This is a genomic window from Pontixanthobacter luteolus (assembly GCF_947494915.1).
Taxonomy (GTDB): domain Bacteria; phylum Pseudomonadota; class Alphaproteobacteria; order Sphingomonadales; family Sphingomonadaceae; genus Pontixanthobacter; species Pontixanthobacter luteolus.
The window spans coordinates 1296917-1317297 of the sequence record NZ_CANLWR010000001.1; the positions used below are offsets into that span (position 1 = coordinate 1296917).

General features: G+C 57.7%; 21 protein-coding genes and 2 tRNA genes. 5 read left to right on the plus strand and 18 right to left on the minus strand.

Annotated elements, in window-relative coordinates; all coding sequences use genetic code 11:
• Positions 1–41: 41 nt before the first annotated feature.
• Positions 42–118 (minus strand) — tRNA-His (locus PO778_RS06250).
• Between the two features lie 204 nt (positions 119–322).
• On the opposite strand from PO778_RS06250, the gene PO778_RS06255 reads away from it, so the two are divergent.
• Together PO778_RS06255 and PO778_RS06260 are read left to right on the plus strand one after the other, a co-directional pair.
• Positions 323–955 (plus strand): prolyl hydroxylase family protein, encoded by a 633-nt coding sequence (locus tag PO778_RS06255; protein WP_271438955.1) that lies wholly within the window; start codon positions 323–325, stop codon positions 953–955.
• Between the two features lie 2 nt (positions 956–957).
• The gene (locus PO778_RS06260) at positions 958–1275 is read left to right on the plus strand and encodes a TraR/DksA family transcriptional regulator (RefSeq protein ID WP_160730093.1); all 318 of its coding nucleotides are present in this window, start codon (positions 958–960) and stop codon (positions 1273–1275) included.
• Between the two features lie 101 nt (positions 1276–1376).
• Here the strand turns inward: PO778_RS06260 and rpmE are convergent, their stop codons facing one another.
• The 10 genes from rpmE to pyrH all read right to left on the minus strand — a co-directional run bounded on the left by rpmE (position 1377) and on the right by pyrH (position 10705).
• Positions 1377–1601 (minus strand): 50S ribosomal protein L31, encoded by a 225-nt coding sequence (gene rpmE, locus PO778_RS06265; RefSeq protein WP_160730094.1) that lies wholly within the window; start codon positions 1599–1601, stop codon positions 1377–1379.
• A gap of 103 nt (positions 1602–1704) precedes the next feature.
• Positions 1705–2175 (minus strand): 3-hydroxyacyl-ACP dehydratase FabZ, encoded by a 471-nt coding sequence (gene fabZ, locus PO778_RS06270; RefSeq protein ID WP_160730095.1) that lies wholly within the window; start codon positions 2173–2175, stop codon positions 1705–1707.
• A 24-nt stretch (positions 2176–2199) separates the two neighbouring features.
• On the minus strand, positions 2200–2889 hold the full coding sequence (locus tag PO778_RS06275) for an OmpH family outer membrane protein (protein ID WP_160730096.1): 690 nt from the start codon (positions 2887–2889) through the stop codon (positions 2200–2202).
• A complete protein-coding gene (gene bamA / locus PO778_RS06280; protein ID WP_271438956.1) occupies positions 2889–5567 on the minus strand; it encodes an outer membrane protein assembly factor BamA in 2679 nt (892 codons plus the stop codon). The genes PO778_RS06275 and bamA overlap by 1 nt, the downstream gene beginning before the upstream one ends.
• A 151-nt stretch (positions 5568–5718) precedes the next feature.
• A complete protein-coding gene (gene rseP, locus PO778_RS06285; protein WP_160730662.1) occupies positions 5719–6828 on the minus strand; it encodes an RIP metalloprotease RseP in 1110 nt (369 codons plus the stop codon).
• Positions 6829–6853: 25 nt separating this feature from the next.
• A complete protein-coding gene (locus PO778_RS06290) occupies positions 6854–8008 on the minus strand; it encodes a 1-deoxy-D-xylulose-5-phosphate reductoisomerase (RefSeq protein ID WP_271438957.1) in 1155 nt (384 codons plus the stop codon).
• Positions 8005–8721: a phosphatidate cytidylyltransferase gene (locus tag PO778_RS06295; RefSeq protein WP_271438958.1), complete on the minus strand. Its 717-nt coding sequence runs from the start codon at positions 8719–8721 to the stop codon at positions 8005–8007. Before PO778_RS06295 ends, PO778_RS06290 begins: the two co-directional genes overlap by 4 nt.
• On the minus strand, positions 8696–9337 hold the full coding sequence (gene uppS, locus PO778_RS06300) for a polyprenyl diphosphate synthase (RefSeq protein ID WP_271439351.1): 642 nt from the start codon (positions 9335–9337) through the stop codon (positions 8696–8698). Before uppS ends, PO778_RS06295 begins: the two co-directional genes overlap by 26 nt.
• An 85-nt stretch (positions 9338–9422) precedes the next feature.
• Positions 9423–9980, minus strand: a complete 558-nt coding sequence (frr, locus tag PO778_RS06305; RefSeq protein WP_160730098.1) for a ribosome recycling factor — start codon at positions 9978–9980, stop codon at positions 9423–9425.
• A gap of 2 nt (positions 9981–9982) precedes the next feature.
• Positions 9983–10705, minus strand: coding sequence for a UMP kinase (gene pyrH / locus PO778_RS06310; RefSeq protein WP_271438959.1), 723 nt, complete (start codon positions 10703–10705; stop codon positions 9983–9985).
• Positions 10706–10806: 101 nt separating this feature from the next.
• Here pyrH and PO778_RS06315 point away from each other — a divergent pair, with 101 nt between their 5' ends.
• Complete coding sequence (locus PO778_RS06315) at positions 10807–11121, plus strand: MBL fold metallo-hydrolase (RefSeq protein ID WP_271438960.1); 315 nt, start codon at positions 10807–10809, stop codon at positions 11119–11121.
• A 154-nt stretch (positions 11122–11275) separates the two neighbouring features.
• Here PO778_RS06315 and tsf read toward each other — a convergent pair whose 3' ends face one another.
• Both tsf and rpsB read right to left on the minus strand, forming a co-directional pair.
• Positions 11276–12202 (minus strand): translation elongation factor Ts, encoded by a 927-nt coding sequence (tsf, locus tag PO778_RS06320; RefSeq protein WP_160730101.1) that lies wholly within the window; start codon positions 12200–12202, stop codon positions 11276–11278.
• Positions 12203–12332: 130 nt separating this feature from the next.
• Positions 12333–13076 carry a 30S ribosomal protein S2 gene (gene rpsB / locus PO778_RS06325; RefSeq protein WP_160730102.1) on the minus strand — a complete coding sequence of 248 codons (744 nt, stop codon included), beginning with the start codon at positions 13074–13076 and terminating at the stop codon, positions 12333–12335.
• Between the two features lie 349 nt (positions 13077–13425).
• Here rpsB and PO778_RS06330 point away from each other — a divergent pair, with 349 nt between their 5' ends.
• The gene (locus PO778_RS06330) at positions 13426–13701 is read left to right on the plus strand and encodes a hypothetical protein (protein ID WP_271438961.1); all 276 of its coding nucleotides are present in this window, start codon (positions 13426–13428) and stop codon (positions 13699–13701) included.
• Here the strand turns inward: PO778_RS06330 and PO778_RS06335 are convergent.
• The 5 genes from PO778_RS06335 to PO778_RS06355 all read right to left on the minus strand — a co-directional run bounded on the left by PO778_RS06335 (position 13676) and on the right by PO778_RS06355 (position 19431).
• Positions 13676–14482 (minus strand): CDP-alcohol phosphatidyltransferase family protein, encoded by an 807-nt coding sequence (locus tag PO778_RS06335; RefSeq protein WP_160730104.1) that lies wholly within the window; start codon positions 14480–14482, stop codon positions 13676–13678. The two genes, PO778_RS06330 and PO778_RS06335, sit on opposite strands and share 26 nt — an antisense overlap.
• Entirely contained in the window at positions 14479–15231 is a 753-nt protein-coding gene (locus PO778_RS06340; protein WP_271438962.1) for a phosphatidylserine decarboxylase, read from the minus strand. Before PO778_RS06340 ends, PO778_RS06335 begins: the two co-directional genes overlap by 4 nt.
• A gap of 93 nt (positions 15232–15324) precedes the next feature.
• On the minus strand, positions 15325–16455 hold the full coding sequence (locus PO778_RS06345) for a beta-ketoacyl-ACP synthase III (protein WP_271438963.1): 1131 nt from the start codon (positions 16453–16455) through the stop codon (positions 15325–15327).
• Positions 16456–16570: 115 nt separating this feature from the next.
• Complete coding sequence (locus PO778_RS06350) at positions 16571–19081, minus strand: TonB-dependent receptor (protein WP_235903616.1); 2511 nt, start codon at positions 19079–19081, stop codon at positions 16571–16573.
• Between the two features lie 264 nt (positions 19082–19345).
• Positions 19346–19431 (minus strand) — tRNA-Tyr (locus PO778_RS06355).
• Between the two features lie 153 nt (positions 19432–19584).
• On the opposite strand from PO778_RS06355, the gene rlmB reads away from it, so the two are divergent.
• Entirely contained in the window at positions 19585–20373 is a 789-nt protein-coding gene (gene rlmB / locus PO778_RS06360) for a 23S rRNA (guanosine(2251)-2'-O)-methyltransferase RlmB (protein ID WP_160730107.1), read from the plus strand.
• Positions 20374–20381: the final 8 nt, after the last annotated feature.

Below are 20381 nucleotides of genomic sequence, written 5' to 3' on the forward strand. Positions count from 1 at the left end.
GAATGCGTTTTTGTGCAGGGACGGCATTGGGAGGGGGATAATGGGGCGATCGAGGGGTCTCGAACCCCCGACCTCCGGTACCACAAACCGGCGCTCTAACCAACTGAGCTACGATCGCCACATATCCGCATCCGCACTCGTAAAATGCCGTGCTGCGGGGCCTGTTAAGGCTGCACGGCGTGCGGTCAAGCCGCTTCCGACGCGGGCGAGCGCCAATTGCATAGCTTACCGGATTTTGAAAGCGAAAACTGCGTCAATTTGCAATCGGCGCAAGATTATTTCGCGCCTTGCCATGGGATTGCCCAGGCTTATCACTGTTTTGGTGACACATGGGGGTGATTCTTCGGCTCGGCGCTTGCTCCAGCAGCAAGGGATGCAGCGCGTCCCGACACCGAAAGCAGAAATTTTCCAGCTGCGTGATTTTCTGCCGGATGCTCTCGCGCGGGAGCTGGTCGGCCTGATCGAAGCGGAACGGCGCCCCTCCACCATCGCTGACGACAACGGGGACAAGCATTTCCGGACCAGCGAAACATGCGATCTTGCACCGGAGGAACCAGCCGTCAGCTTGGTCGAGAAGTTGCTGTATGAACTAAATGGCATCGACCCACGCTATGGAGAACCATTGCAGGGGCAGCGTTATGACGTTGGCCAGGAATTCAAGGCCCATAGCGATTGGTTCAACCCTGGCGGAACCGACTATCTCAAATATTGCAGCGTCGCGGGCCAACGCACCTGGACATTCATGATCTACCTTAACGACGTGGAGGCCGGCGGCGGCACCCGTTTCAAGGCAATCGGCAAGACGTTCAAACCTGAGTCGGGCAAGCTGCTCTGCTGGAATAATCGCACAAGCGATCTTGCAGTTAATCCCGACACGATCCACCATGGCATGAAGGTTCGCCAAGGGGTCAAATACATCCTGACCAAATGGTACCGGGAAAAGGAATGGGGATGAATATGGACCAGTACAAAGAGCTAGAAGATCAACTCAAGACAAGGCTGAAAACCCTGGTCGAACGCGCCGAGGTGATCGAAGATGATCTGCGGCATCCACTCGACGACGACTGGGAAGAACAGGCACAGGATCTGGCCGATGACGAGGCGCTGATTGGCGTGGACGAAGTTCTCCGCCAAGAGATCGGACAGGTGCGCGCCGCATTGTTCCGCATTGAAAAAGGGACTTACGGCACCTGTGCGACATGCGGTGAAGACATCGGAATAGAGCGGCTGAAGGCACGCCCAATCGCGACGCGCTGCATCAAGCACGCTGCCTGATCAACCCTGGCTGACTACCGGCCGGACACGAATCAAAAAGGGCGGCCCCGTCGGACCGCCCTTCTTTTACGGTCCGAAAACCGCAAAACTGAAATGCCAGCTTATTTTTTGAGGCTGATGCCGCCGAAACGCTTGTTAAAGGCTGCAACGCGGCCGCCTTCCTGAAGCTGCTGCTTGCCGCCGGTCCATGCCGGGTGGCTGGTCGGGTCGATTTCCAGTGCGAGCGTGTCGCCTTCGCTGCCCCAGGTGGAGCGGGTCTGGAATTCGGTACCATCGGTCATCTTGACCGTGATCATGTGGTAATCGGGGTGTCCTTCGGCCTTCATGGCATAGTCCTTTATGCAATCGTTCCGGTACCGACCGGAACTGCAACTGAAATGAGAAGCGGCGCCAATAGGGCGGACCGCAGCATTTGGCAAGGGGTTGCGGTCAGCCTGCTGGCGGATCGGCGATCATTGCAGTGAATTCGCACTCACTGGTGACCTTGCCCTCGACACTGGCCTTGCCCTTGAATTTGTAAACGCGGCTGCGCTTCTGCAGAAACTCGACCTCTAGATCCAACAGACAGCCCGGGGTAACCGGTGAGCGGAACTTGGCCCCATCGATGCCCATGAAGAACACCAGTTTACCAGTACCGGCCAGTTCCAGCGTCTCGATCCCGAGAATTGCCGCCGCCTGGGCCATGGCTTCGATCTGAAGCACGCCGGGCATAATCGGCGCACCAGGAAAATGACCTTGGAAGAACTCTTCATTGAACGTCACGGCCTTCACCGCGTGAATACGTTCGCCAAGCTCAAGCGATTTAACCTTGTCTACCAGCAATAGCGGGTAGCGGTGCGGCAAGGCCTTGAGCACCTTTTGAATATCATAGGCGAATTCCTCGCCCTTCTCATTGCTCATGGCCTTGCCCCCATTTCCCGTGAATTAACGGCCAGTCGGTGCCGGCTGCTGCGCGGCTGCGCCCTGCTGCTGTTGCTGCTGGATCGCGGCGCGCTGCGCTGCTGCAAGGATGATCTGCTGAATCGACTGGTGGGTTTGCACAGTGTTCTGGCGCGGGCGGAAGTTTGCCGGCGGCGTGGTCGCGACAGTTGGCAGGCGCTGGTTCACAACTGCCAGAATGTCGTCAGAAACGTCGACACCCTCAGCCGCATACTGGAACGCTTCAGGCGTCAGCATGATCTGGATGTTCTTGTTCTGGATGACCTGATTTTGCGCATTGGCATAATCATTGATGATCTGCTCAACCACGTAATACTGCGCCAGTGCGATCGGCTGCGTCAGGGTTTCGACCTGTTGCTGCTTCTGTTCGATCTGACCGCGAACCGATGGGTTGGCGTCGATTTCAGCCTGCGAAATCTGCTGGTCGGAATTGGTGTCGAGGCTCTGCGACAGCGTCTGCACTTCCTGGCGCAAGGTATTCACCTGCTGGATCTGCGATGCATAGGTGGTGTTGATCGCCTGGTATGCCGCGATGCGGGCTTCCGAACGGACCAGCACCGATTCAGGGCTGCTGGTTGCGATGCCGGCGACCTGTGCCTGCGCTGGCGCAGACATCGGGACAGCAACTACCATGGCGAGGCCAGCGGCAAGCGCCGGTTTGAGAAGGTTTTTCATTAGAATTGAGTTCCTACGTTAAACGAGAATTTCTTTGTGTCATCACCATCAACCTTGGTGATGGCGTGGGCGAAATCGATCCGGAAAGGACCGAAAGGCGAATTCCAGTTCACACCAGCACCAATAGTGATGCGTGGTTTGGCGGAATCGCCAAGGAAAACTTCCTGGAAGGCGCCGGGATTGACCGCGAGGTCAGGATCATAATCTGTGCCCATCCCGTCGTTCGGCTCGATGGTAACCACGCCATCGGGACGAACATATTGGAGATTTCCGTCAGCATCCGCAGTCTGCAGCAGAAACGGGCTGCTGAGAAGTTCAGGACGGGTAACATTGAACAGTGCGCCGGCATCGATGAAAATCGAAGGCCGCAGGCCAAGTTCGCGCACACCGGAACCCAGCGGAATTTCAAGTTCGGCACGGCCGAGGTAGTAGGCTTTACCGCCAATCGCGTCATCGCTGACCTGGTTGCGATCGGTGAGGACTAAAGGCTGCGGATCGCCCTCTGGACTATCCGGGTCTTCAATGATGCGCTGACGCAGAACACGAGGACCAACACCGCGAATATCGAACCCGCGAATTTGCGGTTCGCCGAGGAAAAAGCGGTCGGTCAGGATAACGTCATCGACGCCTACCCCGCCGCGATCCTGTAGGCCGTTGATCACACCGCCTTCTGCAGAAAGCGAGAAGATGAAGCCGTTGAGTACATTCCAGTACTGTGCCGCCTTGCCGCGGAAGCGCAGATATTTGACCGAGCCGCCAAGACCGGCATACTCTGTCGTAAATGTGACCGAGCGACCACGCGTTGGACGGAAGCGGCTATCGGTGTTGTCGAATGCCAGCGTCGCCCCCAGGATTGAACTGGTCCGCGAACCGATGACGTCGCACAGGAACCGGCCGGCGAGGAACGGATCACAGGTAGGGATACCGTCCCCGTTCTGGTCGCGGAAGAAAGTTCCTTCGTCCAAGCCAATTTCATCGTAGTTGAACGTGTAGCTACCAACCAGCGACATGTATTCGGTCAGCGGCACGCCGACACGCAATGATGCGCCTGTTGTAGACTGTTCGTATGTGGTGTTGCGCGTATTGTTCTGGAAATTGAAGCTGTTGAAGTCTCGGCGATATATATCGATCCCCGCCGAGATATTCCGGTCGAAAACATACGGTTCAGTAAAGCTCAGATTGAAAGAGCGCGAATAACGCGAATAATTGACGCTGGCGCCAACCGTCTGGCCCCGCCCGCGGAAGTTACGCTGGCGGATCGAACCGGATAAGATGAAGCTTTCAATCGATGAGAAACCCGCCGACAGCTGCAGCTCGCCCGTCGGTTGCTCTTCAACATTCGCTTCAAGAATGATCCGGTCAGGCGCACTGCCTTCCTTCTGTTCAATCTCGAAGTTTTCTTGGAAATAACCCAGCGATTTGATGCGGTTGGTGGAACGATTGACGCCGATAGAGCTGAACGCGTCACCTTCTGCGACACGGAATTCACGGCGCAGAACCTTGTCCTGCGTGAGCGTGTTACCGTTTACGTCGATCCGTTCGACATAAACACGGGGCGCCTCGTTGATGGAGTAGGTCACATCCATCGTCAGCGTTTCCTGATTACGCGTAAAGTTCGGGCGAACATCGGCAAATGCATAGCCGAAACGGCCAGCCAGTTCCGTCAACTGTTCGACTGTGTCCTCGACGGATTTAGCGTTGTACCAGTCCCCACCCTTCATCGCGAGGTTCGACGTCATCAGGCCGCTGTCAAAGTCGCGGATCTGGCTCTCGACGTTCACATCGCCAAATTTGTAGCGTTCGCCTTCCTCAACGACGTAGGTGATGATGAAATCACGCTTGTCAGGCGTCAGTTCGGCGACCGCCGATACCACGCGGAAATCGGCGTAACCTTCAGTCAGATAGAACTGGCGCAGTTTCTGCTGGTCGAATGCCAGACGGTCAGGATCGTAGCTGGTGTTCGAGCTGAAAAAGCTGGTCAAACGCGCCTGTTTGGTGACCATTTCGCTGCGAAGTTCACCATCAGAAAACACATCGTTGCCGATGACATTGATCTGGCGAACCTTCGATTTCGGCCCTTCGCTGATTTCGAAGATCACATCGACACGGTTCTGGCTCAGTTGAACCATCTTCGGCTCTACGGTGGCAGCGAAACGGCCCTGCCGCTTGTACAATTCGATGATACGCGCAACGTCGGCGCGAACCTTGGATCGGGTGAAAATCTGGCGCGCGGCCAGCTTGATTTCAGGAACGATCTTGTCGTTCTTGATCCGCTTGTTCCCTTCCAGGATAATGCGGTTGATCACCGGGTTTTCAGTGACGTTGATGACGACGTTGCCGGCATCGTTGCGAACGCTGGCGTTCGCGAACAGCTCGGTCGCGTAAAGTTCCTTCAGCGCCTGGTCGGCTGCAGCCTGCGAATATGGCTGCCCTGCACGCAAGGTGATGTAACTGAGGATGGTCTGCGGCTCGAGACGTTCTGCACCGACGATCGCAATCGACTGAATGATCTGTGCCTGCGGCTGAGCGCTGGGCTGCGGCGCTGCTTCTTCGGCGCTTTCATCCTGAGCAGATGCCATGACGGGCATCCCGCCCAGCATCGTTCCACCTAGCAATGCCAACGCCAGTCGGCGACCATTTTGCATGTTGTTGTCGCCGCGCATTTTCCGTCCAATCATCAACACGGGTTTCCCGTATAAACCAAAAAAATTATCGTCACCGCCGATGCCATCGGGCCCTGACGGACACTTGCCGCCCTCTGCCCGATGCCGTGCCCCCAATCAAGCGGTGTGAGGCCCTACTCCCCCAAGGAGTTCCTCTCGTTGCAATTCAACTGCTGAAAATCGGCAGCGAAATCACGTCATTGACCGTTACGAAGATCATCAGCGCCAGCACCAGCACAACGCCTGTGCGGTACGCCCATTCGGTACCGCGCGGGCCAGCAGGCTTCCTGCGTACGGCCTCGACCGCGTAGAATGCCAGATGTCCTCCGTCGAGCGCGGGGATTGGCAGCAGGTTGATGAATGCCAAATTAAGCGAGATCAGCGCGGCAAAGCTGATGAAAGCCGGCCAGCCGAGGCTCAACTGCTCGCCTGAATACTTGGCGATTTTTATCGGTCCGCCCAGCTCTTGCACCGACCGGTCACCGGTCACAATCTGGACGACGCCAGTGACCATCATTTTGACCATTCCGACCGTTTGATCGAGCGCCAGCGTCACTGCCTCGCCCGGGCCAACTGTCTGGAGCTGCTGTTCGGCTGAAAACACACCGATCCTGCCGACCCGGGCTTCGTTCCCAAATCGGTCTTTCTCGGTGTAATCGCCGATTGTCACCGGAATGACAGTTTGCTGTCCTTCTCGGTCAATCGAGATGTCGATCTTCTGCCCGGGATACAGAACAATCTTTTCCACGATTTGCTGAAATTCGGTAACGGTGTCGCCATCGATCGCCAGAATTCGGTCGCCGACTTGCAGCCCTGCGTCACGGCCGGTCGAAACCTCCGCAAAAGAGCCGACGACATTGGTTTGCGCCTCATCAACCGACACGGCCTTGCCATAGATCATGTTGAAGCCGGCAAATATGGCCACAGCGACGATCAGGTTTGTTGCTGGCCCAGCAGCCACGATCAACGCTCGCTTCCACAGCGCCGCGTGGTGAAAATTGCCTTCGCGCTCTTCTTCGGAAAGATCCTCCAGCGCGCCCGCATCCGGGATGCTGGCCGGGTTCATATCGCCTTTGAACTGCACATATCCGCCAAGCGGCAAGGCAGACAGCTTCCAGCGCGTGCCGTGCTTGTCGGTGCGCCCGGCAATTTCCTTGCCGAAACCGACCGAGAACGCTTCCGCTTTCACTCCGAACCAGCGGCCCACCAGATAGTGGCCAAGTTCATGAATCGTGACGAGCGGGCCGAGAACCAGCAGGAACCCGGCAATCATCATCCACAGTGGTACGGAATCAAACAAGTCAGGCTTTCTCCAAAATTTCGGTTGCCCTTAATCGGGCGTCTGCGTCGACCGCCAGAACCTCGTCAAGCGTGGCCGGCGCAGTGTCTATATCGCGGTTCAATGCTTCTGCCACTATTGCCGCAATCCTGGTGAACCCAATCTGACCGGCAAGAAATGCCGCGACTGCAACTTCGTTGGCGGCGTTTAGCGTCGCCGGGGCCGAACCACCTTCGTGCACTGCCTCGCGCGCCAGGCGGGTTGCGGGAAAACGATCTTCGTCGGGGGCGAAGAACGACAACTCCCCAATTGCCGCCAAATCAAGCGGTTGGCAGCCGGTCTCCATCCGTTTCGGCCAAGCAAGGCACGACGCGATTGGCACTTTCATGTCCGATGGGCCAAGCTGCGCCAGCGTGGATCCATCACGGTATTCGACCATCGAATGGATCACGCTTTGCGGGTGCACGATGATCCGCAACCGGTCGAGCCCGACCGGGAACAGATGGTGCGCCTCGATAAACTCGAGCCCCTTGTTCATCATCGTGGCCGAATCGACGCTGATCTTCGCGCCCATATCCCAGTTCGGATGAGCGACCGCCTGCTCCGGCGTCGCGGCATCAAGCTGTGCCTGCGACCATTCGCGGAACGGCCCGCCGCTGGCCGTCAGGGTGATCCAGTTGACCTCGCCCATGTCGTTGCCCTGAAGGCACTGAAAAATGGCGTTGTGCTCGGAATCGACCGGCAGCAGAGTTGCCCCGTGCCGTGCGACGGCAGCGGTCATTACGCCGCCTGCAGAAACCAGCGCTTCCTTGTTGGCGAGCGCGATCGTGCCGCCCTGCTCTATCGCTGCCATAACAGGCGCGAGGCCAGCACAGCCGACAATCGCCCCGACCGTTATATCGACCGGGCGCGCCGCCGCCTCGCGCAGAGCCTGTGCGCCGCCTGCGACCTCCACACCCGTGCCCGACAATGCGATGCGCAGATCATCGAGGCAGCTTTCATCGCCGACAACCGCGATCTCGGCGCCGAATTCGATCGCCAGTTTCGCCAGCTCGTCGGCACTGGAGTTTGCGGTGAGTGCAGCCACACGCCATTTGTCCCGTTCGCGGCGGATCAGGTCCAGCGTGGAAGCGCCAACCGACCCTGTCGCGCCGAGGATTGAGATGGAGCGGGTCATGCGACCCCCGACAGCAAGCCAACGATGCAGGCAACGGGAATAATTCCATCGACCCGGTCAAACACGCCGCCATGGCCCGGTATCAGGTTGGAGCTGTCTTTCACCCCGGCCTTTCGCTTCAACCAGCTTTCAAAGAAATCACCGGACTGCGCTGCGATCGCCAGGATTGCACCGATGACGGCAGCGCCCATCGAATCCTGCGAAGTCGCCTCCAGAAAATCGGCCCATTCAGTGTAACCGCTGGTGTAGTGAAACGTGGAAACCCACAGGCCCAGCCACAAGGCTGCGCCCACCATGCCGCCGAAAAGTCCCGCCCAGGTCTTGGAAGGCGAAATGCGGGGCGCGATTTTCGGCCCGCCGATCGTGCGGCCGAAGAAATAGGCAAACGTGTCGGTGAATACCACGGCACCCAGAGCCGCAATTACGTAATAGGAATCCGCCTGGACTAGCGAAATCGCGGCAAACCCGATGTAAACTACGCCAAGGACGATGCTGATAACTCGCTTGAGCGGGCTGTCCGTGATCCGGAGGATAAGCCGCACAAACTCAGCGAATGCCGCAAACGTAACGAGCGCGAAGAATATATCCAGCCACACGCCGCCAAGCCACAGGGCGGTTATTGTGACCGCCAGCATGATCACCGCGGATACCGCCCTGACGCCCAGATCGGATTTCTTTTTCAGACCGTCACCGTCCACCGAAGCGTCTCTCACGAATTGCAAAATTATCGAGCTCGGCCTGCAAATGTTCCGGCGTAAAATCCGGCCACAATACGTCGACAAAACTCATTTCTGCATAGGCACATTGCCACAGCAGGAAGTTTGACAGCCGTACTTCACCGCTTGTGCGGATGAGCAGGTCGAGCGGCGGCAGATCTGCGGTATCGAGGTTCGCTTCTAAGCTTTCTGTGGTGATCTCCCCCGCCGCTGCGGCGCTCTTGGCTGCGCGGACAATCTCGTCCTGCGAACCGTAATTGAGCGCAACGGCAAGCGTATTCTTGCCCTTGGAAGTCTGATCGAGCGCATCCTCGAGCATCTCCACAATGTCGGGCGCAAGTCCTTGCCAATCACCGATAATTTTCAGCCGGACATCATTGGCGATGAATTCTGGCAAATCCGATTTGATGAACTTGCGCATCAAATTCATCAGGTCATCAACCTCTTCGTCGGGCCGCTTCCAGTTTTCGCTGCTGAAGGCATACAGCGTCAGGCATTCTATCCCCATGCCTTCCACGCTGCGCACCAGCTTGCGAACCGCCTCCACACCCTGCCGGTGGCCCATGACCCGCGGCAAGTGCTTGCGCTTCGCCCAGCGGCCGTTCCCATCCATGATGATGGCAACATGCCGCGCTTTCTGGGCGCTATCGCCCTGCTGGCTTTCGCTAGTCACTCTGAAAATCCCCCGAGTGATCTGATCACTGGGTCATGATTTCTTTTTCTTTGGCTTCGGCAGCGGTGTCGCATTCGCCGGTGAAGCGATCGGTCAGCTTCTGCACCTCGTCTTCCATCCGCTTGCGGTCGTCTTCCGAGATTTCTTTCTTCTTCTCGTCTTCCTTCAGGGATTCCATGCCGTCACGGCGCACGTTGCGAACCGCGATCTTGGCCTTTTCCGCATAGGTGCCAGCCAGTTTTGCCAGTTCCTTGCGGCGCTCTTCCGTCAGGTCGGGCATCGGCAGGCGTAGTGTCTGCCCGTCGATCATCGGATTGAGGCCGAGATTGGCGTGGGCGATGCCCTTCTCGACTGCGGTCAGGTTTGCCTTGTCCCACACCTGCACGCTGAGCATGCGCGGTTCCGGCGCTGAGACGGTTGCGACCTGGTTTAGCGGCATCATTGCGCCGTAAACTTCGCACACCACGGGATCGAGCAGCGATGTATTCGCGCGCCCGGTACGCAGACCGGAAAGGTCGCTTTTCAGCGCGTCCACCGCGCCCTGCATACGCCGTTCGATATCGGCTTTTTCATACTTTGCCATTGTCAGGCTTCCTCTCTCACAACTGTCTTGATGCCGTCACCGTCGATTATCCGTGCGACATTGCCCTTCTCGCGGATCGAAAAGACCACGATCGGGATGCTGTTTTCACGGCATAGCGCAACGGCGGTGGCATCCATAACTTTCAGATTGTCATTCAGAACACGCGAATAGGTGATCTCTTCGAAACGTTGGGCGTCTTTGTTGGTTTTCGGATCGCTGTCATACACACCGTCAACGCTGGTGCCTTTAAGCAAGGCATCGCAGCTCATTTCAGCAGCGCGCAATGCAGCGCCGGTATCGGTGGTGAAAAACGGATTGCCTGTGCCCGCGGCGAAGATCACGATCCGCCCTTTCTCGAGGTGGCGTTCGGCACGGCGGCGAATATAGGGTTCGCACACGGACGACATCGGAATGGCCGACTGGACGCGGGTAGGAACACCGATCTGCTCCAGCGCATTTTGCATGGCCAGTGCGTTCATCACTGTGGCCAGCATACCCATGTAATCGCCGGTCGTACGGTCCAGCCCCCTAGCCGCCCCTGCAACGCCGCGGAAGATATTGCCGCCGCCGATTACAAGGCAAATTTCGAGGCCCGTATCCTTGGCTGCCTTAACCTCCTCGGCCAGGCGCGCGACATAGGCAGGATCGATGCCATAGTCCTGCTCCCCCATCAGCACCTCGCCCGAAAGTTTGAGCAGGACGCGGTTGTATTTGGAGGCTGTCATGGCTTTACGAGAATCCGGCTGTTTATGAGGTTGCCGGGTTCCTTAGCCGGACAGCCGAACAGGCGCAAAGGGAAAGGCCGCCCGCTTTGGGGGGAATGCCCATGAAGAAAAGTTTGCTGAGCCTGTTCAGGCTGGCAGGTTTGATCATAACAGCCAGCTTCACATTTCAGGAGCAGACCGTCCAGTTACTGTCTGAAAAAGCGGTAGAAAGCCGAAACACGCGCCGAGTACTGGCTTCAGAAGACGCGCTTACACTCGGCCTTTGTGGAACCGGATTAGCACTGCCAAATCCAGCCGGTGCCGGGACATGCAATGTGATCGTCGTTGGCGATCATGTTTTCGTCATTGATGCAGGCGGAGGCCGCGCCCGCAATCTCGATTTGATGGACAGATCACCAGCGGCGAAGGTCTCTTGATCCTTGTCCTTCCAGCAGGGAACAACGAACTCGAGATCGAAAGCAGGTTGTAAACCAGTTGCGACAGCGCGGTATACGGCCCCGAAAACAATTCGGCCGCCGATCCCGATTGGGTCCGGCGGCCGATCTTGTTTTGCCGAGTTTTCAGCGTGGCTTAGCCGCCAACTGCTGCTGCAACTTCAGCTGCGAAGTCGCTCTCTTCCTTCTCGATGCCTTCACCGAGCTGGAAGCGGACATAATCCTTCAGGACGATTTCCTTGCCGGCATCCTTGCCAGCTTTGGCGACGACGTCTGCGATCGGCGTCTTGTTGTCCATCACGAAGACCTGGCTCAGAAGTGCGTTTTCTTTGGCGAATTTCTTCACCGCACCTTCAACCATCTTTTCCTGGACGTTTTCAGGCTTGCCGCTTTCAGCAGCTTTCTCGGCAGCAATCGCGCGTTCGCGTGCGATCAGGTCTGCATCGAGGCCGTCAGCGTTCAGGGCCTGCGGGAAAGCAGCAGCGATGTGCATCGCAAGCTGCTTGCCAAGCGGTTCCAGCACGTCAGCACCGGCTTCACTTTCCAGCGCGACCAGAACACCGATCTTGCCGAGGTTCGGCGCAGCGGCGTTGTGCATGTACGGGACCACAATGCCGTTTTCGACAGTGACGGTCTTCATGCGGCGAACCTGCTGGTTCTCACCGATGGTTGCGATGTTATCGGTCAGCTTTTCAGCGACGGTACCGCCGGTCGGGTAAGATGCAGCCTTGAGAGCTTCCACATCGTCACCGTCAACAGCCAGTGCAGCTTCGGTGGTGTTGCGTACGAATTCCTGGAACTGGTCGTTCTTCGCGACGAAGTCGGTTTCGGAGTTCACTTCAACGGCAACACCGCGGGTGCCTTCTACGGCAACGCCCACGAGACCTTCAGCCGCGGTACGACTGGATTTCTTCTGTGCGGTTGCGAGACCCTTGGCGCGCAGCGCGTCGACAGCGGCTTCGATGTCGCCGCCAGCTTCGGTCAGCGCCTTCTTGGCGTCCATCATGCCTGCGCCGGTCTTTTCGCGCAGCGTTTTTACGTCAGCGACTGAGAATGCAGCCATTGCTCTAATCCTTTCAAAAATTGCGTCGCCGGACCGCGAAAGTGACCTGCCATAAACGGCAGATCGGGCTGGTCCGGCGCGCTAGATCGCGTCCATTGCAAGAATGTGACGCTGATATCGGGTTTAAAGCTTACGCTTCAACCGGTGGTTCAGCCATCGCGCCGAAGTCAGCGCCGGAATCGGCAACTGCACCGCCCTTGCCCGAAGTCGCTGCTTCCGCAATCGCGTCGCAATACATGCGAACGGCGCGTGCCGCGTCATCGTTGGCAGGGATCGGGAACGCGATGCCCGACGGATCGACATTGGTGTCGAGAACACCGACAACCGGAATACCAAGAACGTTGGCTTCCTTGATCGCCAGCTCTTCCTTGTTGGCGTCGATTACGAACATCACGTCCGGAATGCCGCCCATGTCGCGGATACCGCCGAGCGAAAGTTCCAGCTTGTCGCGTTCGCGGGTGAGCTGGAGGACTTCTTTCTTGGTGAGACCCGAAGTGTCGCCGCCAAGCTGCTCTTCAAGGGTCTTGAGACGCTTGATCGAACCGCTGATGGTTTTCCAGTTGGTCAGCATGCCGCCGAGCCAGCGGTGGTTTACGAAATGCTGGCCGCTGCGACGGGCAGCTTCAGCAATCGGTTCCTGCGCCTGACGCTTGGTGCCTACGAACAGGACCTTGCCGCCCGAACGAACAGTCGATTCAACGAAATCGAGTGCGCGCGCGAAAAGCGGAACAGTCTGCGACAGGTCGATAATGTGAACACCGTTGCGGGCGCCGAAGATGTACGGCTTCATCCGCGGGTTCCAGCGGTGGGTCTGGTGGCCGAAGTGTGCGCCAGCCTCGATCAATTGCTGCATTGTGACGGTAGGTGCCGCCATAGTAGAATTCCTTCCGGTTATGCCTCTGGAAAGCTGGAACCGTGAGGAGATCCCTCTGCGGCACCGGTATATGTGCTTTCCATGTGGATTTTCTGATGGCTTCCACCCCGGAAATCGGGGCCTCCGCCATTCAGATAGGCGCCCATAGCGCTGTGCCGAATGGAAATCCACCCTCAATCTGCCCTCGGTTCACCGAAAAAAATGCCAAGCCTGCCGCGAAAATTGCTTGACAGGCGAGAACAAACAGGGAACATTGTACCGTATTGGGAAACCAGATGCGTTCTCCAGACGTATTAACACCATATCCACAGGTTACCAACAGGCCTGTGCCGTTTGATTGAGGTTCGAGATGACTGCATTTGTTCTGGGTACATTGTTCGCTGTTGCCGCTGTGGCAACGCTGATTTCGCTGGCGGACAGCGCGGTGCGCGGCCACAGGGCCTATCAGCATTTGCGTCAGGCATCGCAGCCTGACTGCGCGGCAGTGCCGCAGGCAGAAGTTATTCGTGAACACGCACCTGCAGGCTTTGCGCTGCTGGCGGAGGCCAATACTTACCGCATCGCCCGGTCGTTCCGGGAAAATGCCGGTCTGGCCGATCCTATGCTGCTGCCCGCTGCCGCTTGATCCGGCCGTAACGGATCAGACCATATGGCATGAGCAGGAGGTAACCTGCGGAAATCACCGCCAGGGTCCACCAAGGTTCGAGCAGCAACGCTGCGAAAAGGATCCCGACCAGCGCGATCAATTCCAGCCTCACCTGCCTGCGCGGCCTGATCGAAGTCCAGCTAAGCGTGGCGATGTTCGAAATCATCAGGAACGCGATGATAATCATCCAGACAGCGTTGAACCACGGCTCACGGAATTCGGCGATGCCGGTTGCCATCCAAAGGTAAAACGGCAGAAAGCTAAGCCCCGCACCCACTGGTGCCGGAATGCCGGTCAGAAATCCTGCGGATTTGTGCGGTTGATCATCGGTGTCGATTTGCGCGTTGAAGCGCGCCAGCCGCAAAGCGCAGCAAATCGCGAAGGCAAGCGATGCGAACCAGCCCAGACGGGGCAGGTCCTGCAGCGTCCAGAGATAGAAGATAATCGCAGGTGCCATCCCGAAGGATAACGAATCAGCAAGCGAGTCCAGTTCTGCGCCGAAACGCGACTGCGCCTTCAGCAGGCGGGCGATCCTGCCATCTATCCCGTCGAGCAAGCCGGCAAGAATGATTGCAAAGATGGCCGGCCCCCAATCGGCCGAAATGGCGAAACGGATGCCTGTAAGCCCCGAACAAAGCGCGGCAGCTGTAATAGCATTGGGCAGCACCGCTCTAAGCGACAGCCCCTTGCGCAAGCCATGCTTTGCAGGGACTTCATCTTCTGCGGCCTTGGGACCGACCCGAGCGTTCTCTTCGTTCACTGGGCAACTCCCTCAATTAGTTTCTGCTGCCCCAGTTCGGCGATAACCGTCTCACCTGCAACAACTTTCTGTCCGATCAATACCTTGGGATCGGTACCGGCAGGCAGATAAACATCTACTCGGCTGCCAAAACGAATGAGACCGACGCGCTGACCGGCGGCAACCATGTCGCCAGGTTTCACAAACGGAACAATCCGCCGCGCAACCAGGCCGGCAATCTGGGTGAACCCGATCACAATGCCATCACCGCGTTCAACCAGGATATGCTGGCGCTCATTCTCATCGCTCGCCTTGTCGAGGTCAGCGTTCATGAATTTCCCGGGAATATAGACGAGGCGCTTCACCGTACCCGCGATTGGCGAGCGATTGATGTGTACATCGAACACGCTCATGAAAATCGAAACTCTGGTTATCGCGCCGTCAGACAAACCGTCATGACCCGACCCGTCATCGCCAACCAGTTCTTTGGGCGGTTCAACCTGTATGATTTGCGAAACAGTACCGTCAGCTGGCGAAATGATAGCTCTGTCATCCTGCGGGACAACGCGTTCCGGATCGCGAAAAAATGCGAAAATGCCGCCGGTAAGCGCCAGCATTGGCCACCCGATGATTTCCCAATCGAGAATCAGCAGGAATGCCAGCGCAATCGCACCTGCGATCACGCCAAACTTCCTGCCTTCAGGGTGAATTGCCGGCCATTGCCAGCCAGCTTCACCGCGCCCTTGATTGTCTAGAATTTCACCGGCCATGATTGATACCTAGGGTCTCGCCGGCAAAGCGACAAGCCGAAGCGCCTACCTTTGGGACCGAAGCGGTGGACAGTCTGCCCCTCTGCCGAGGGTTCAGGCCGCCTTCCTGACGAACACAGTACCCGCAGAATAGCCTGCCCCGAAACTGCAGATCAGGCCGGTATCGCCCGCCTTCAGATCTTCGCTGTTGAGGTGGAAAGCAATAATCGAACCTGCGCTGGACGTGTTGCCATACGTGTCCAGAACGGTCGGACTTTCATCGTCATTCGCCTCATGCCCGAGCACACGGTGCGCGATCAGGCGGTTCATCCCCGCATTGGCCTGATGCAGCCATAGGCGCCGAAGCCCTTCAGGTTCAATCCCCAGCCTATCCGCCTCGTCGATAATCATCTGCGCGACCATCGGGACCACCTCTTTGAAGACCTTGCGCCCTTCCTGAACGAAGAGTTTGTCAGGCGTGCCTTCCGTTTCCGGCGAAGCGCGATTGAGGAACCCGAAATTGTTACGGATATTGTTCGAGAACACCGTTTTGAGCTTGGTACCCAGAATATCCCAATGTTCGGCTGGGGCGATCGCTGCGTCCTCGACCAGCACCGCAGTCGCTACATCGCCGAAGATGAAATGGCTGTCGCGATCGCGCCAGTTAAGGTGCCCGCTGGTGATTTCAGGGCTGACCACAAGAACAGAGCGCGCGTTACCGGCGCGGATGTAATCGGCCGCCGTCTGGATGCCGAAGGTCGCCGAGGAACAAGCCACGTTCATATCGAAACCGAAACCGTCGATTCCCAGCGCCTGCTGGATTTCGATGGCCATCGCCGGATAAGGCCGCTGCATATTGGAAGCAGCGCACAAAACAGCGTCCACATCCTTCGCGTCGCGGCCGGCCTTTTCCAGCGCCTGGCGGGCAGCCAGAACGCCGATTTCAGCGAGGATGGAAAGCTCGTCATTACCGCGCTCAGGCCAGCGCGGCTCCATGGTTTCCGGATCGAGTATAGGATCCTTGGCCATGACGTGGCGCGCCTTGATACCGCTGGCTTTTTCGATGAATTCGACTGAGCTCGGGGCAAGCGCTTCAACCTCCCCTGCCGAAATCGCGTCAGCGTTGCGGGTGTTGAACAGCTCTACATAATTGTTGAAGCTTTCGACCAGTTCTGCGTTGGAAATGGTTTCCGACGGCGTGAATAGGCCGGTCGATGAAATGACGGGACGATGTGTAAGTTCCATCGCTGCTGCCTACTGCGGCAATGGCCGAGCCGCAAGATTTGCGCTTCCCTTCCGCGCATAAAAAAACGGGCCGCCTGCCACTCGCAGACGGCCCGTTCGATGTTTGCAGCAGTTCTTAGAACTTGGTGCGCAGTGTCACGCCGTAGCTGCGTGGTTCCTGCGGGAACGCAGAGCGCGAACCCGAACGTAGCACGGTGTTGAAGGTAACCCCGCGAGTGACTTGGTTGGTGATGTTGGTTCCGAACACTTCCAGCGCCCAGCTATCATCCTGAGCACCAATGCCGGCCCGCAGATTGATCTTGGTGTTGCTGTCCTGAACGTCAAACGGGACCAGAACCTGCGACGTGGTGATCGCGGGATCGAACTTCTGAGTGGAAGTCCGGCGATCATCTTCAAAGCGGATCTGACCGGTCATGAAGAAATCGAGGTAATTGCCAAGATCACGTTCGTAGGTTGCGCCCATAATACCAACGATGTCTGGCGCGTTGGTGAGAGAAATTCCGCACAGGTTGACCACGTTGACCGCGGTCTGCGTACCCGCACAATCGCTCGGGTAATTGGCATCAGTGTATGTGACACCGGCATTCACCGTCAGATTGTCGCTCGGGCGGATAACCGTTTCGATTTCAAGCCCCTGGGTATTTGCCTTGGGGACGTTGAAAGTCTGGAACTGCGCGCCGGTGAATTCGAGAACCTGGAAGTTCGTGAATTCCTCACGGAACGCCGCAACGTTCAGGGTTACCGCGTTATCGATCAAACGCGCCTTCATGCCGATTTCATACGCATCGACTTCTTCCGAGGCGAAGCGAGGGTCTGCGCCGCCTGATGCAGCGGTCGAATCGAGGTTGAAACCGCCCGACTTATAACCGTGCGTGAAGCTGGCGTAGACATTAACCGGAGCCTCGAATTCGTAGCCCAGCTTGACCGTATAGATCAGTTCTTCGTCGCTGAACTTGGAATTGAAGGTCCGCGGCAGCGGGAACGCCGCAGCCTGCGGCAGATCGGCCGGTGCAGTGAATGCGAAACAGCCCGTTCCGAACACGTTGTTGATCAGCGGCGCAGGTACCCCGCCCGCTGCGATCGACGCGAGAATTGCCGGGCAGATCGCATTGGTGTTGTTACCCTGCGCGAAGGAACCATCCTTGCTTTCGTCCGAATACCGCAGACCGACTGTCAGATCGAAACTGTCAGTAATCTCAAACGTGTTGTGGGTGAACACCGACCAGCTCTTGCTGTTCTGAGCGTAAAGGTTGGTGTTGGTGGTGCCCGCCGGATCGACACCGCCCGAAAGCAGCGTGAGCGGATTAGCGCCCAAGGCACCGCCGGTTGGTGCAAAGAACAGTGCACCGATCAGTTCGCCATAATCTTCCCCGAGCGAGAAGCTGACGGCCTGCGAAATGTCTTCCTCAGAATAATACGCACCGATCAGCCAACTGATACGGCCATCGAATGCATCACCCTGAACGCGCAGTTCGTGCGTCATGGTGTTGATGCTGGTCACGTTGCCATCGACATTGAACACATCGAGACCCGAGAAGTCGGAATCGTATGATTCGAATGCGTCGAACTCACGGTACGAACCGATATAGATAATGTCCGCAGAATCGCCGAGCGGGATCTCGATCTCGCCGGTGACACCGAACTGCTCGACTTCTGTGATTGGTGCGAAATTCGCGGTTGCAATCAGATTGTCGGTCGCCGCTTCGGCCGTTTGCTGATCGAAACCGTTCGTCGCCACGATTGGCCCAGCCATACCGCCGCGAGCGCCAAGGCCCACCGCCGCGAACAAACCTGCCGTTTCGACAGGTGATTGCAGCACTTCCACTGCAGCGCCGACACCGGCGTCGCTCTTGGAATAGTCGCCGATGATCCGGCCGCGAATGCCGCTTTCGGTTTCCCAGCCCACCTGTCCGCGAACCAGATACTGATCGGAACCGTTCGATTCGCCGATTTCAGTGCCGTTGCGATCAACGACCGTGATATATCCGTCACGCTCGCGGTAAGCACCCGTCAGGCGTACAGCGACAGTGTCCTGCACGACCGGAAGGTTCACAGCGCCCTGAATGCTCATCAGGTCGCGATTGCCGTAAGTTGCGTTCGCGAAGCCGCCGAATTCGGAGAGATCGGGGCGAACATTGGTAATGTTGAGAGCGCCGGCGGAAGTGTTACGTCCGAAAAGCGTTCCCTGCGGACCGCGCAGAACCTCGACACGTTCCACATCGACAAACTCGGAAAGCGCAACGCCAGGGCGCGACTGGTATGCGCCGTCAACGAAAATACCGACCGCACTTTCGAAACCGATATTGTTCGATGTTGTACCAACACCGCGAATACGCAGAACGACCGAACCGGAAGCAAGCTGCGCGCTTGAGGTTGAAAAGCTTGGCGAAACGCTGGTGATTTCCTGCACGTTCACGACACCCTGGCGTTCAAGCTGAACCGGGCTGACGGCGGTAACGGCGATTGGAATATCCTGGACGTCTTCTGCGCGGCGGGTCGCGGTAACGATAATGATATCGTCCGTATTCGCCTGCGCCTCTTCGGCTTCGCTATCCTGAGCATAGGCGGTGCCGGTGAAACCCATGGCAAACGCAAACGCAGTTGAACTCAACAGAGCTTTTTTCATCCTCTTCCCTTTATATCACATGCCGATCCCGGCACTTAATCGTCAGGCCGCACCTCTAAAACGGGCCGGTCCTGTTATTTTCGACTAATGCACACGGTCCTAACGTTACACAACGCAATGTGTCGGTTTTAACACGCAACTTTTACACTTAGTGTCCAATTTGCACCACTCGGCGCATTCGTATGCACACGGCGCAGGAGTTCAGAGCGCGCAAAATCAAATTTCGCGTGGCCGTTGAACGACAATTTTGAAGAGTGGGGCAAGTGGTGGACAGGGCTGGATTCGAACCAGCGTACGCTTGCGCGGGCAGATTTACAGTCTGCTGCCTTTAACCACTCGGCCACCTGTCCACTGGCTTGCCTGAAGCGGGAAATCCCGCTTTGCTGGTTATCACGAAAACGCGAGGTCACCTGCCGAGAGGCGCCCCAATGGCGAACGTCCGCTTGCCTGTCAATGGGGCTACTGGCATGGGGCGCCAAGAACGCACATTTTCAGGAGTATTCATGGCCAAGGGTGACCGCAAACGCGCATTGAGGGGCCGAGCCGGCCGGATGCAAGGTGGTCGCGGCAGCGGGCGCGCAAGCACGGGTCAGGTTCGGCTTTGGGGCCGCCATGCTGTCGAAGCGGCCTTGATGAACCCGCAGCGCAGCCACAACAAGCTGTGGGCGACACGAGAGGGTGTCGCATCGCTCGATGGTGAACTGCCGGAAGATTTTCCTGTCGAATACGCTGACGCATCCGATTTGGGCCGATTGGTAACGCGCGACACCCCGCATCAGGGACTGGTGCTGGAATGCGCCCCGCTCGATGATATTCACTTGGATGAAGTGCTGAGTGGCGACGCAAGCCGCCCGATCGTGGTGCTCGACCAGGTGACCGACCCGCACAATGTCGGCGCGATCCTTCGTTCGGCTGCCGCATTCGGAGCTTCGGCCATTGTCACGCAGGATCGTCACGCTCCGCCAGAATCGGGGGTTGTCGCAAAGACCGCATCCGGCGCTCTGGAGACTGTTCCGTGGGTCCGGGTCGTGAACCTGGCCCGCGCGCTCGATGAAATAGCAGAGGCTGGCTATTGGCGAATCGGTATGGCCGGTGAAGCGGAAGCCACTTTGGCCGAGGCGCTGCCCGCCGGGCCGGTCGCGCTGGTGATGGGTGCCGAAGGCGACGGAATGCGGCAGAACATCGCGGCGCACTGCGATGCACTGGCCAAGCTGCCGATCAGTAGCGCAATCGAAAGCCTCAATGTCTCGAATGCGGCGGCGATTGCACTTTATGCTATAGCCACGCGCTAAAGGTCATC

Excerpts from the sequence above, each read along its gene's own strand:
- pyrH (WP_271438959.1), bottom strand. The coding sequence starts at position 10,705 with ATGACAGCCTCCAAATACAACCGCGTCCTGCTCAAACTTTCGGGCGAG.
- rseP (WP_160730662.1), bottom strand. The coding sequence starts at position 6,828 with ATGATGATTGCCGGGTTCCTGCTGGTTCTCGGCCCGCTCGTCACGATT.
- rpmE (WP_160730094.1), bottom strand. The coding sequence starts at position 1,601 with ATGAAGGCCGAAGGACACCCCGATTACCACATGATCACGGTCAAGATG.
- fabZ (WP_160730095.1), bottom strand. The coding sequence starts at position 2,175 with ATGAGCAATGAGAAGGGCGAGGAATTCGCCTATGATATTCAAAAGGTG.
- frr (WP_160730098.1), bottom strand. The coding sequence starts at position 9,980 with ATGGCAAAGTATGAAAAAGCCGATATCGAACGGCGTATGCAGGGCGCG.
- PO778_RS06290 (WP_271438957.1), bottom strand. The coding sequence starts at position 8,008 with ATGACCCGCTCCATCTCAATCCTCGGCGCGACAGGGTCGGTTGGCGCT.
- PO778_RS06340 (WP_271438962.1), bottom strand. The coding sequence starts at position 15,231 with ATGGCCGGTGAAATTCTAGACAATCAAGGGCGCGGTGAAGCTGGCTGG.
- PO778_RS06260 (WP_160730093.1), top strand. The coding sequence starts at position 958 with ATGGACCAGTACAAAGAGCTAGAAGATCAACTCAAGACAAGGCTGAAA.
- rpsB (WP_160730102.1), bottom strand. The coding sequence starts at position 13,076 with ATGGCGGCACCTACCGTCACAATGCAGCAATTGATCGAGGCTGGCGCA.
- PO778_RS06345 (WP_271438963.1), bottom strand. The coding sequence starts at position 16,455 with ATGGAACTTACACATCGTCCCGTCATTTCATCGACCGGCCTATTCACG.
- PO778_RS06275 (WP_160730096.1), bottom strand. The coding sequence starts at position 2,889 with ATGAAAAACCTTCTCAAACCGGCGCTTGCCGCTGGCCTCGCCATGGTA.
- PO778_RS06350 (WP_235903616.1), bottom strand. The coding sequence starts at position 19,081 with ATGAAAAAAGCTCTGTTGAGTTCAACTGCGTTTGCGTTTGCCATGGGT.
- tsf (WP_160730101.1), bottom strand. The coding sequence starts at position 12,202 with ATGGCTGCATTCTCAGTCGCTGACGTAAAAACGCTGCGCGAAAAGACC.
- uppS (WP_271439351.1), bottom strand. The coding sequence starts at position 9,337 with ATGGATGGGAACGGCCGCTGGGCGAAGCGCAAGCACTTGCCGCGGGTC.
- PO778_RS06315 (WP_271438960.1), top strand. The coding sequence starts at position 10,807 with ATGAAGAAAAGTTTGCTGAGCCTGTTCAGGCTGGCAGGTTTGATCATA.
- rlmB (WP_160730107.1), top strand. The coding sequence starts at position 19,585 with ATGGCCAAGGGTGACCGCAAACGCGCATTGAGGGGCCGAGCCGGCCGG.
- PO778_RS06330 (WP_271438961.1), top strand. The coding sequence starts at position 13,426 with ATGACTGCATTTGTTCTGGGTACATTGTTCGCTGTTGCCGCTGTGGCA.
- bamA (WP_271438956.1), bottom strand. The coding sequence starts at position 5,567 with ATGATTGGACGGAAAATGCGCGGCGACAACAACATGCAAAATGGTCGC.